This window comes from Segatella copri, assembly GCF_019249765.2.
GTDB lineage: Bacteria > Bacteroidota > Bacteroidia > Bacteroidales > Bacteroidaceae > Prevotella > Prevotella copri_K.
Genome location: NZ_CP152484.1, coordinates 3731787 through 3745119, shown reverse-complemented (window position 1 = coordinate 3745119; position 13333 = coordinate 3731787). Strand labels below are relative to the sequence as shown.

The 13333-nt window shown below is 47.6% G+C and carries 8 protein-coding genes; all 8 read right to left on the bottom strand.

The features are described from left to right. Positions 1 to 7: 7 nt before the first annotated feature. Positions 8 to 511, bottom strand: coding sequence for a S24/S26 family peptidase (locus KUA46_RS15745; protein ID WP_153118317.1), 504 nt, complete (start codon positions 509 to 511; stop codon positions 8 to 10). A 39-nt stretch (positions 512 to 550) separates the two neighbouring features. Continuing rightward, a complete protein-coding gene (locus KUA46_RS15740) occupies positions 551 to 1474 on the bottom strand; it encodes a hypothetical protein (RefSeq protein WP_218487580.1) in 924 nt (307 codons plus the stop codon). 250 nt (positions 1475 to 1724) lie between these two features. Next, positions 1725 to 3116 carry a phosphoglucosamine mutase gene (glmM, locus tag KUA46_RS15735; protein WP_117727824.1) on the bottom strand — a complete coding sequence of 464 codons (1392 nt, stop codon included), beginning with the start codon at positions 3114 to 3116 and terminating at the stop codon, positions 1725 to 1727. A gap of 24 nt (positions 3117 to 3140) precedes the next feature. Continuing rightward, positions 3141 to 3839: a DUF4827 domain-containing protein gene (locus KUA46_RS15730; protein WP_217326952.1), complete on the bottom strand. Its 699-nt coding sequence runs from the start codon at positions 3837 to 3839 to the stop codon at positions 3141 to 3143. A gap of 163 nt (positions 3840 to 4002) precedes the next feature. Then, positions 4003 to 5037 carry a DHH family phosphoesterase gene (locus tag KUA46_RS15725; protein WP_420377683.1) on the bottom strand — a complete coding sequence of 345 codons (1035 nt, stop codon included), beginning with the start codon at positions 5035 to 5037 and terminating at the stop codon, positions 4003 to 4005. Positions 5038 to 5052: 15 nt separating this feature from the next. Further along, the gene (locus KUA46_RS15720) at positions 5053 to 5964 is read right to left on the bottom strand and encodes a nucleotidyltransferase (RefSeq protein WP_022120329.1); all 912 of its coding nucleotides are present in this window, start codon (positions 5962 to 5964) and stop codon (positions 5053 to 5055) included. A gap of 188 nt (positions 5965 to 6152) precedes the next feature. Continuing rightward, a complete protein-coding gene (locus KUA46_RS15715; RefSeq protein WP_218487582.1) occupies positions 6153 to 8558 on the bottom strand; it encodes a BamA/TamA family outer membrane protein in 2406 nt (801 codons plus the stop codon). Next, on the bottom strand, positions 8558 to 13318 hold the full coding sequence (locus tag KUA46_RS15710; RefSeq protein WP_218487583.1) for a translocation/assembly module TamB domain-containing protein: 4761 nt from the start codon (positions 13316 to 13318) through the stop codon (positions 8558 to 8560). Before KUA46_RS15710 ends, KUA46_RS15715 begins: the two co-directional genes overlap by 1 nt. Between the last annotated feature and the right edge of the window lie 15 nt (positions 13319 to 13333).

Below are 13333 nucleotides of genomic sequence, written 5' to 3'. Positions count from 1 at the left end.
TTGTTTTTTAGTTTTTATATGATAAACGGATATAGAGCTTGATTATTTTAAGCAAGACCCTACGCACAGGCCTCAACCTCTGCCATCTGTGCCAGTTTCTGAGCGCTTTCTGCGAGATGAGACTCTTACGGCTGCCGTCGGGACAGATGACAGCATGCGCCTTCGCAATGACATCCTTGCGCAGGCAATGCTCCTTAAAACCGAGATTTCCATCGCCCGTCAGCACGATACGGCAATCATCTGCTGAAAAGGATGCGGGGGAAGCTGCTCCTGCAACAGACTCTATCCCGATGATGCGATGCACCACCGGATAGCCTTCTTCTACCCTCGCCATCACAATATCGCCCACCTTCAACTCGCCTTCTACCGGATAGAATTCTACGCAATCTCTATCACCTACGATAAAGGGAAGCATGCTGGTTCCCTTGACCGGAAACTTGACAGGACGACCTTCACGGATGAATTGCTCGAGCGCGGCTATTGCTTTATATTTTGAATCGGATGTATTCATCTTTCTATTGTACGATTGGTTTTTACCCGACGGTTGGTTTTACAGACTGATGGTCTGACAGCAAAGGAGGGCTGCACCGGCATCAGGCAGACAGTCGAGCTGATAAAGCCGGGTAGCCCCGATCAGCTTCTCTATCGTTTGATGCTGGCCATCTGCAATTTCCTTCTCCCATGCCTTGCCGGAGACAGAAGTCTTGATAGACACATAAGACTCTATGACGGTCTGTTTTCTGATTTTATTCTCTGGTGCCTGGCGCAACTGGACAATTGCCCCTATCGGATATTCCTCGTTCTTATAGCAAGGTGTCTTTCCGCTCCAAGGCGAGCCACTCACCATGGGCGTTCCTTCGTGCGATATATATACCACCGGGTTATCATCATTGAGCAGTCGGGTGCCCTCGATATGTTTGAGCCACAGTCCGGAATGCGTACTCTTGCCCGTTCCGCTCTTGCCCAGGAAGAGATAAGCCTTTCCATCCTTTACTACGGTAGAAGAATGAAACAGGAGTGTATCTCCGGCAGCCGAACGCATGGCATAGAGCAGCATCAGCGAGGTGTCAACGGTTGCCTTGAGGGATCCGAAAGCCGACTTCTGGCTGAAGGTGCCAGCAGGAACCAGAAGACAGGAATGCTGATAATCATGACCTGTAACCAATATCGATTTCATATCAGTCATTGCCATCAGGAACGCCTTCTGCTTCTCTCCCAGACTACCACTGATAATGAGCTGTCCCTCCTCATCCTGTCTGCATTCCTCCTTGAAACCGGCAGGTTTCCTCAGTTCTTCCCCGCTTTCGTTCAAGGTAAGAGAGAAGGAGGTCAGGGCAGCTGATGCGACCTGTTCATCGCATTCAAACGCCTGATAAGCCTCCAGTAAAACAGCCATCATCTCCTGAGAGGAATCAGGATAAGAAAGGCTAAACCCGACATGAGCTACCTGATAATGCTTTATAATAGATTCCATTATTCTGTAATTTCATTTATGCTCCCTATAAGGAACGGTTCAAGTTTTTCATTGCTGCAACAAAGGCTCAGAGGCCTCATTGTCTGCAATTTCGCAACAAAAATACGATTTTTATCTGAGAAAGCCAAATCTTTCTCTATCTTTCTTCAAATTACTGAAGTTTTGCAGATGGAAATCGGCGCACAAAAAAAAAGAGATGAAGCAAAATCTACGTTGCTTCATCTCTTTATATGATCTCATATTCAGTATCTTACTGCATATCATAAACCACCTGCATGAGCTTCTTGCCCAGTTCATCAGCCTGCTCCATGGTAGAGGCCTCGCTATATACGCGGATGATAGGCTCGGTATTACTCTTGCGGAGGTGAACCCACTTGTCAGGGAAATCGAGCTTGACGCCATCAATATCTGTTACGGTGACATCCTTCTCCTTACCATACATCTCCTTAACCTTCACGAGGATAGCATCTACATCGGTAGATGGAGTCAGGTCGATGCGGTTCTTGGCGATGAAATAGTTAGGGAAGCTGGCACGGAGCTCGCTCACCTTGCAGCCCTTGTGAGCCAGACTGCTCAGGAAGAGGGCGATACCAACGAGGGCATCACGACCGTAATGGCTCTCCGGATAGATAACTCCACCATTGCCTTCACCACCGATAACAGCGTGAACATCCTTCATCTTGGTAGTTACATTCACCTCGCCTACAGCAGCTGCGGTGTACTTGCCACCATGCTTCTCTGTAACATCACGGAGGGCACGGGTAGATGAAAGGTTGCTGACAGTATTGCCTGGAGTCTTGCTCAACACGTAATCTGCCACACTTACCAAGGTATACTCTTCGCCAAACATCTTGCCATCTTCGCAGATGAAAGCCAGACGGTCAACATCAGGGTCTACAACGATACCCATATCGTAGCCACCCTTCTTCAACTCATCCATGATACCACCGAGGTTCTTCTCCAATGGCTCCGGATTATGAGCAAAGTCGCCTGTAGGCTCACCATTGAGGAAAGTATATGCTACACCGAGCGCATCGAGCAACTCTGGAAGTATAACGCCACCAACAGAGTTGATGGAATCTACACAAACCTTGAAGTGGGCATTCTTGATTGCTTCGACATCTACGAGCTTCAAAGCAAGTACGGAGTCGATATGGCGCTTGTTGAAGGTATTGTCTTCAGTATATTTTCCGAGATGATCCACATCCGCATAGTCGAAGTCTTCCTTCTCTGCGATACCCAGCACCTCGTTACCATTAGCTGCTGTGAGGAACTCACCCTTCTCGTTGAGGAGCTTGAGGGCATTCCACTGGCGTGGGTTGTGAGAAGCTGTGATGATGATACCGCCGGCGGCACCACTCATGGTAACAGCAAGTTCGGTGGTAGGAGTAGTAGCCAGACCGATGTTCAGCACATCGTAGCCCATACCCATGAGGGTTCCACAAACCACATTCTTTACCATCTCGCCAGAGATGCGTGCATCACGGCCTACAACGATGGTATTACTCTCTGAAGCACCGCTACGGCGAATGAAGGTAGCGTATGCTGAAGTGAACTTTACGATATCGAGCGGATTCAAAGTATCGCCCGCTGGACCGCCGATAGTACCGCGGATACCAGAAATTGACTTAATCAGTGTCATAAATATATCTTTCTGAATTGATGTTTATCTTCCTTTCTGCAGGGTCATGTCGTAGACACATGCCTGCACACTGCCCGATGCCGATGTGGTACCGTAAGAGTGAGGTACGAGCAGGCGGACATGAGCGATGCGGTCATCATCAGTCTTCGGTCTGCCTATCTTAATCCAGGTGAATGGTATGAGCCAACCGCTAGGCACGGTAGAACTTACACTGCCATAATTGGATGAATTATATGTATTGGCCATCAGACTGGCTTTAGGATCAACGAAAGAACCGGTGAATGTACCGGAAGTATTGGTAACGCTTATCTTATCTATATAATAGGAATAAGCAGGAACTTTGTTTGAAAGCGTGAGACACTTATCGCTCATTTCAGCAGCATACGAAAGGTTATACTCATCAAAGCGGACCAATACATCTACCGATGTACCTTTCTTGATATAGTCGCCACATCCCTGGTCAATCACCTGCATGTAGATACCGTTACTGTTGAAAAGTACCCATTCGTTGTTGTTCTTTGCTGTATCCGTCAGTTTTTCATTATTTTTCCAACGTCTGTTGAACTCATCCTCGGAGATGACCTTAATATTTTCCTTACGCAAGAAAGAGCTGATAGAATCGAGCTCTCTGTCGCGCATGTCCTTATAAGTCTCACTATCATTGCATGCGGCAAACGATAAAACAGCCGCAAAAGCAATCATTGCAAACAAAAATTTCTTCATTCTTCTTTTTAAAATCTGATTTATTGGGCAAAGGTACAAAAAAGATAAGACAACACCGAGAGGAATAGGTTGATTTTATTATTATTTATCACTTATTATCATCCTATTGCCTCAAAACGGGGTTGTTTTCTGCCTTTTTCGTCATTTCTAAAGAAAAAATCGGCTACTTCAGCATATCGGCGTATGCCAGGATAGCCTTCAGTGCTATCTGCTCTGCCTTCTGTATGCTGCAAAGCAATTTGCCGCCGGAAGCATTGCGATGACCGCCACCATTGAAGAACTCGGCTGCCATCTTATTGCATGGGAAATCGTCTACCGAACGGAGACTTACCAATATGCGATTGTCTATATCTGTATCTTCACGAAGAGAAATGGAGAGTTTGTGTCCCTTGATGGTAAGAGGCACGTTCACCAATCCTTCCAGGTCGCCCTTGATAAAGTCATACTTCTTCAACTCTTTACGGGTCACGGTATAGAAACTGGCATGAAGACCCTCTATTACCTGCAACTTTTCATTCATCAGATAGCCACGGAACCGGACTGCCGGAATGCGGGCATTATTGAAGACATTACGGTAAATCTTATCCTTGTCGATGTTCTTGGTAAGCAGCAAGCAGATGATGTAATAGATATAAGGCTGGGTAGAATTATAGGTGAAACCGCCCGTATCGGTCATCATGCCGCAATAGATGCAGGTAGCCCAAGTCTGATCCATCTGTGGGAAACCTCCCAACTGCCAGACTACACGGAATACCAAGTCGCTGGCACTGCTGGCATGTGGCTGCGAAACCAGCAGCTTAGCCTCAAGATTAGGAGCCAGATGGTGGTCGATGATGACACGCTGAGTCTTGCAACCCAACAATACATGGTCCATCTCATCAAGACGTCCCTCACTGCTAAAGTCAACACAGCATACCAGGTCGGCTTCATCAAAAGCTCGCTGCACCAGTTCAGGCTGTCTGTCATATCGCAGGATACCGGCAGCTCCAGGCAACCAGGAAATAGAATCCGGTACCATATCCGGCACACAAATGTCAACTTTCTTGCCCAAAGAGCGAAGATAACCAGCCCATCCCAAAGAAGAGCCGATGGCATCACCGTCTGGCGACTTATGTGCACAGACGACAATACGATGAGAAGCCGCTATCGTCTCTCGGAGAATAGCGGCTTCCTGATCTGTCAATATATTAATGTTTATATCCATCACATCAAATTAGAAGAGCTTGTTAGGATAAACACCCTCATCGATAAGATGCTGAATCTTATCAACAACACTCTGGCGGTCGGCTGCATAAGTTACACCAAACCACTTGCTGGTAGTATCGAGCACCTTAACGGTAGCTGTACCCTCATTGATGAGCTTGTTGACCATCAATGGGATGAAGAACTCAGCCTTCTTATTTTCCATATTCTTAGGATCACTCAAGAACTCCTTGAAGTACTCCTCACTATGCTGGAAGTAATCAGGTGTGAAGCCCCAAACGTTCATGGAAACAGGAGTATTGTCGCCAACAGCAACCCACTCGCCCTGCTCGTCCTTGTAAGATACCTTACCGTCGATACGCATGATCTCGGTACGCTCTACACAGGTAGTAAGGTTCTCATCAGCATCCTTAGAGCAGATGCCACGAGCTACGGTACCATTCTCACTCAAGGTGTTACCCACACGGAAACCAACCATGGCATAACGGTTCTTGCTGCCCTCTGGAAGTTCAGAGAGGAACTTGCCGATTACCATGAAGCAATCGCGGTTGTAGAAGTCATCGCAGTTGATTACGCAGAAAGGTTCCTTAATGATATCCTTTGCCATAAGGACAGCATGGTTTGTACCCCAGGGCTTCTCACGACCTTCTGGTACAGAGAATCCCTCAGGGAGATCATCCAATGCCTGGAAGCAAAGTTCTGCAGGAATATGACCCTCATACTTTGAAAGAATCTTCTCACGGAACTGATCTTCGAAGTCCTTGCGGATAACGAATACGATCTTTCCGAAACCAGCCTGAATAGCATCATAGATGCTGTAGTCCATGATAGTCTCACCATTAGGACCCAGACCATCAAGCTGTTTCAAACCACCATAACGGCTACCCATACCGGCAGCCAGAAGCAATAACGTAGGTTTCATTTTGTCTATACTTTTATTTATTAATAGTTGATAGTTATTAAAAATAATAACGATGCAAAAGTAACAAAAAAAATGCAGTTAACCGCAAGTTTTCCTACTTTTTTTTGATTAATATCAATTTTTATTCTTTTATGCACTATCTGTAACACATATCAGACTTATTTCCGGACACATCTCCCAGGCAAAACCTAGAAAGGATAACCCACAGCGAAATGCAGACTCTGGGCATCCTTGAACCGACGGATGTTATAGATGCCATTCTTGCCGGTATCGTAAGGAACATGCAGACCGATACCCCAGTCGACACGTATCACAAACATACCCATATCATAACGCACACCGACACCGGTGCCTACCGCCAGCTGCCGGAAAAACTTGTCTACATCAAACTTGCCGAGCGGACTGTACTCATGGTTGCGTAAGGTCCACACATTACCAGCATCCAGGAAAAGGGCTCCATAGAGATCGCCCCATACCTTCTGACGGTATTCCAGATTCATCAGATACTTGATGTCGCCCGTCTGGTCGATATACGAATACTTGCTGTTGGTAGGCTGGTATCTGCCCGGTCCGATGCTCCGCACATTAAAGGCTCGCACACTGTTGGCACCACCGATATAGAACTGCTCATAATAAGGAGCATTCTCGGCATTGCCATAACTCCAGATAATGCCGGCATTGACATGTCCCACCAGCGTACCATCCTGGGTGATACGCCAATATTTCACGAAATCAGTCTCCAGTTTCAGGAACTGAGCAAACGGATTCTTGAACATCTTCTTGTCTTTCTCGTTCCATCCCTTTCCGGCCGCCATGTAACCAAGCGAAAGGATATTGGCTGCCTCGCTGATGGTGGTTGACCAGGTGATAGGATGGCGGTAACGGCGCGGACTGCGATAAGTATAGGTGTAACTCATCTTAGGCACAAACTGGTCGCGCATCGATATCTGAAGATAAGGATGCAGGGCGAGGATGCTATCGAAAGCGGCTGTGCGGCTGTTCATAAACTCATAAGAGAGAATCAGCGGACTGAAAGAATGCTGATGCTGGTAAGAGGTAGACCACGCATAGGTTAACTCGCCCGCTGCCACATGACGTCGGAAATAGCTGGCTCTGTTCAGCACATTCATCGAAGCCTTGATGGTAGTAGTTGGCACACCCCGATATTTGGTAGGCATATGCCCGGCACGGTATCTGCGCTCGTTCTGCTCCATCGTTCTGAACATATTCCAAGGCGTGATGATGCGAGGGAACTCTACGGAAACATCCGATCCGTATTCATAGGAATTGATGCGGGTTGAACCTCCACCAGCCTGACTGACGGTTTGCCACTCATGCGAACCATGCAGGTTGACAGTAAGTTTCTCGCCTCCATGAAAAGCATTGCGCTTGGTAAGACCCACTACCAACTCCGGTCCTACTCTACCGGTCGTTTTGCCGCGGGCATTTGCCTCGACATAGAAATCGTATGGCTTGTCGAATACCAGATCGATATTGGCATCCAAAGTATCACGATATACTACATTGCCCAGACTGTCTAGGGTCTGCACCGAACGGGGAGTGAACTGGATGCTGGAATAGCTGAAGAGTCCCATCTCCTGGAGTCCGGTCTTGGCACGCTCCTCGGTACGTACCCGATACAGTTCACGGGGACGCAGGCGCAGACTCTGCAAAACGATACCCGGACGTATCGGCATCTTTCTTCCATTATAATGGAAACTCAGAAAACTGCGCACAAAGGAATCCTTCAACTCCTCCATATACTGCTTTCTGAAATTAACATTGATTTTTCCTATATACCATTGGCGGGTAGCCTTATCATCCACGCTGTCTGCCATCATCAGCCGCAACTGCACCTTGCCGGGCACATTCACGGTATCGGCAAGATAAGAAGCATAACTGTTCTGATAGAAATAATAGCCCCTGTTGCGGAACAGACGGGTGATACGCTGACGTTCCGATTCCATGTTGGCGACATTGAAAGGACTCCCCTTCCGTATGAGCGCCTTGTTCATGGAAGCATCTATAAACTGCTTGCTCTTGGCTGGGAAGTTGAGATAAGCCATAGAATCAAGCGTCCAGAGATGACCGAAGTCTACCTGATAGGCAACCTTCGCCTTCTTCGGATTGCTCTGTGTCAGCACATCATAAGTCACCTTACCGTTAAAATAGCCATATTTATCGAGCTGATGCTCGGCTACCTGGGCACGGAGCTGCGGATTCACATTCGCCATCAGCTTAGGTTTGGAACCGAATACCTTGGTTATCCACTTAGCCAGTGCTCCATCCGACTGAGAGAAAGCATTCCATATCCACAGGCGCACAGGGAACGGCGTGCGGTAATAGCTGCTTCCGAACAAAGCACCGTTCGGAGCCGAAGCCAGGGCATACTCCATCTCGGTGATGGTAGAATCAGCATAAGATCCCTTCTCGTAGTTCTTATACTCGATAGGTACCAGACCCGTAAACAGCTGCTCGTCTTCTTTCAGCGCACTGGTTGAAGAGCAACCCGTTATGAGCTGCCCCGACAACATCAGCAATGCTGCCACATATATAATAAGGTATAACCTGTTCTGCTGTTTCATATCGTTCATTACTTTTCGTTAAGTTTCAATGGGTCAAAGTCCTTTGTTTTGGCTTTTTCCATCGTATCCTTCTTCTCATTCGTATGCTTCTTCACCGCAGGATTCTTCTCCATTGGGGCTGCAGGAATCTGCTGCTTATCGGTCTTGAACCGGAAGATGTCCTTGAAATGCTGCAACTTTCTCTGCCATTTGAAACCGACACCGTACTCACCTATCAAACCTTCGAGCCAATCGTAGGTATTGTTGTTGTAGAAGGCACGGATATACTGGCTCGCACCTTCGTTGAGACGGTACTGCAATTCGATATTGTTGAAGAATGCATCATCATTGTTGGCTGCATTCTCCATTTCTGCACCGGTAGAAACCTTGCCGCCCACACTGAAACTCAAGCGGTTGTTGAAGAACCGCTTGGCAAACTTAAAGTTGTAATCGGTGTGCATGGCACCTGCTGCATTGGTGGAGTTATCTACCGACATACCGACATCCACACCCACAGAACGCATCGCAGAACCTGCAATATTATTGATCTCTGAGTTGAGGAATGAGGTCAAGGCACTGTTCATGGAGAACGAATTGGTATTTCCGTTGGCAAGATACATGCCCGAAGCCAGCATCGTAATGGCTATCTTACCCCGCTCTTCAATACTCATCGTGTTCAGTTCATCCTGCAAGGTGGCATCGTTTGGTGAGGAAACGATAAACTGGATGCCTGGCTTATTCAATGTCTGCGAGAGTTTTACGCCACAAATGAAATCCACCGAGCGGCCGGTTCCCTGTCCCTCGTTTACCGTTGTCCTGACATTCTCTGTTGCCGTGATGTTCAGGGTCGGGTTGAACGGATCGCCGTTAAACTCTATGTAGCTGCCGTCCTGGATATCAAACGTCTTGAGCGGAATGATAGGCAGCGAATATTTCATCTTGCCATTGTTCAGGGTATACTTGCCCGTGATGCCGATGCCATCAACCGAATTGTAAGTCATCGTCAGATTACCACCGCCCATCAGGTCGATGTAGTTGGTCTGGTCGGCATTCAAAGCACAGAGGATATGAGCCGACTCGTCTATCGACATGCCCAACATCATGTTCAATCCTTCCAGTGCCGGACGCTCGACAACGACAGGCTTGCCACTCTTGAAATTCGTAAACTTCACCAGCTCATCGAGCTGCGTATCAGTAGTCAGTTCCGATTCTTTCAGCACATACGTCATATCCGTATTGCCGAGGACATCCAGCTTACCCTGCATCTTCAGATTGCTTACCGGTCCGCGCATCGCACCATAGAAGTTGACATACGCCTTGCCGAAAGCCTCGGAACGGGCATTCTCCTTGGCATCAATCAGCAGGAAGTTCTGTGCTCTCATCCGGATATCGAGCATCATCTTCTCTATATTCGTAAAGTCGAGACTGCCCTGGATATTGAGCGGACTCTCATTGTTGGCATACATCATGAAGTTTTCGAAGAGCAACTTGCTGTCTATGATACGGACAGGATCGTTGGCAAAACGCATCGTGATGCCATACGGCACACTGACGAGATAAGCCGAATCCAGATATACTTCGCCCTCTACATCCAATTGGCTCAAGGCTCCCTTCAAACTCAGTTTTCCTTCGCCATATCCCTTCAGACCCATAATCTGGTCAGGAACAAAACCGTTGACAAAATGCAGAGGCAACTTCTCCATACCCACTTCGGCATCGAGATAACCGTTTCCTTCCGACTTGTAAGTACCCTTTACGGTAGCTACTTCTTCACCCTCATAATTGAGGAAACCATCTACATAATGAGAACCGTCGCTCTTCGGCATGTAAACGAATTCAGTACCGACATCTCCCATCGGACACTTTTCGTAAACCAAATTGTCGATGTTCAGATTAGAAGAAACCGAGAGTTCATCCTTGGTCTGGATAATATGGAAGTCGCCGTCAAGAATACCCGAGATGTCAGGCATATAAGGAATCACGCTGAGCACTTTATCCAGATTAAACTGGCTCATGCTCACCGTAAGATCCTGCAGCGCTTCTTCATTTTCATCATTGCTGTATATGCGGATACCCATACCGTTGGCTGCCTTCAGAATCAGATTGGCAGAAACACGGTCGTCATTGCCCAACATCAGATAGTTGTCATCGTTGGCAGTAAACTTTTTGTACCCCAGGACAGGATGGGTATCGATGAGCGAAATCTTCACGCCGTTTTCCAGCAACAGCGCCTCCAGACCCACATCTACACCCAATCTGTTTTTGGCATCATAGATGCGGGCATCGATATTGGAACCCTTCTCCTGCAGTTCGCCCTCTACCTGTGCCCGGAACACATACTGAGGATTATGCTTGTTGTTCTGAACACGTGCTGCATAGCGGATGGTATCGCCCTCAGTCTTCACCAAGGCACGGATCGTATCCAACTGCATGCCACTCGCTACCAGTGAATCGATGTTGAGATAACCATTGACACCTGTTACAGGCGACATGGTCATCTTCATATCCACCATCTTGAAATCATAACCGCAGTAAGCGATGAAACGGGAAATGAAATTGTCCTTTCCTGTGGTAAGATAAACATGACCGAAAGGGAACTGACTGCGAATCTTCACCTGATCGATATGATGGTTCCTAAGCTGATGAGCCAATTCTTTCTGCAATCCGGCAAAACGGCTCATCAACTGCTTATAGCCTCCGTGTACATCCATGTTGAGATGGAAGTCGCCGCAATCGATGACTGCGTGCGTGGTATCTCTGCGGGTAAATACATCAGCGTCAACACCCACCGGACGGTAATTCTTTTTTGCCGTACGAACCGTAATATCACTCATCGAAGCCATGATGTCGTGACTGTCCTTCAGGTCGGACCTGATATCCATGTGGCCGCAGAGCGACAGACGCATCGGTGCCTTCGTTACCTCTAACGAATAAAGATTCACATCGCGGACATCTGCCACCAGGGTAGCCTCCAGTTTCTTGGAATTCGTAAGTGCATCAAGGCTGACGAGTCCCGTAAGATACTGGTTCTTGCTGTCGATATCGGCATGCACCTTACCATTAGCAACGTGAGCCACTGCCAATACATGATCCAGTTTGTATTTACTATACTGAATCTGATTTACCTGTGCCTTAGCCTGCAATCGGGTACGAGGAGAGAGGAAATCGGTTCCCACTCCCTTCGCCTGCAATGAGCCGGTGAAAGAATGCAAATCCTGTTTTGGCAGGAAATGCTTTGCCTGGATGTTGTGCGCCTGAATCTTAGCTTGATAAGCCAGACGGTTCATATCGATACTGCCGTCTTTCCGGGTCTTCGCATCTATCTTGGCATCTACCTTCATCCTGCCACGACCTTCGGTAATGGCGAGTCGGGTAGCATATCTGGAGCCGTCAGCCTGAATGTTACCACGGATTCCGATACCGCTAGGCACACGTATCTCCTGCATCAGAGAAGGGTCAAGCATGGCGGTAATGAAATCCAGATGATAGGTACGGGCGTTCAGATCTACATTTGCCTTCAGACGGTTCATATCCGTCAGGTTACCCAATTTTCCATCAGCACTCAGTTCGAAGGCTGTAGGCAGCGACAGTTTCAAGCCCGAGAAAGATGCCTGCTGCATATTTCCCTTGAACGATCCTTCTATCTTCATCGGATAGAAAGGCCATTTCTTCTTCATGGCGCTTGGGAAGGCATCGCCTGCAAAGAGGAACAGGTCTGAACGGCCCAAAGCACCCTTCAGCTGTGCCATCAACTTGCCAGGTTTCACCTCATCAAAGGCATTCATATCCATATCCACAGTTGCCTGCAACTGGGAGTATGGGGTACGGAGACAGATATCAGGCAACTGCAGTTTCACAGAATCCATCACGAATCTGCCATAGAGCTGGTCTACCTGCAAACCGCTTTTCTCCTTAAACTGAGCTTCACGAATCTTGACATCTATCTTCGAATCGCAATAATAGAAAGAGTCTGCCTTCAAAGTCATGGCCGACAGGGCGATATGGTTAAAGTCCATGCCCGATACCGGACGGATATAGTTCTGGTCATAGTTCACCTTGCCATTCTTCCAGTCAAGATGACCTATCTGATAAAGTCCTTTATAAAGGTCGAGATAGGTAGTCTGCGCCACCGCATCTCCAAAATAAGCATTCACCTGAAGGGTATCTCCAGGCATGTGTAATACGAAATCAGTGTTCTTCAGTTTCAGTTTTTCGATATTCACCTTCCAGAAATTGGTACTAGGCGTAGTATCCGGCGGCACAGTATCGCTCAGTTCTACCGAGAGTCGGGCATCAGCCAACAGGGCATGATTCACCCTGACCTTCTCCTTTCCGAGGTCAATGCCATGAGCCTTCAGGCGCAGATTACCTACATTGCCCTTGATTCTGGCTTCGTGAATAAAATTAGTGGTATTCACCTTCATCTGGGTGAAATTGAGTTCATCCACCATGACTTGACTTTCGAAAAGAGGCAACAATTGTACGTCTACCACCATCTTCCGGATGTCGGCAACGGTATCTCTCTTATTTCTTAAAGCCAAGTTTGGGGAATTCTTGAGTGAGTCGATTGGCTGAAGTACCTTTACGCCTTCCACTCCCAGTTTCAGAGGGAAGACGAGGCGTACTTGCTTTACCGAAATATCCATACCCGTCGACTCAGAGGCATAAGCAGCCACTTGCTTTACCGCCCAATTCTGAACAGGTGGCAGATAAAGCAGAATGGATAACAACAAGATGAGCACCAATGGAGTCAACACCGTGATTCCTGCCCATTTCGCATACCTCTTCATAAGCATGGATTTTTG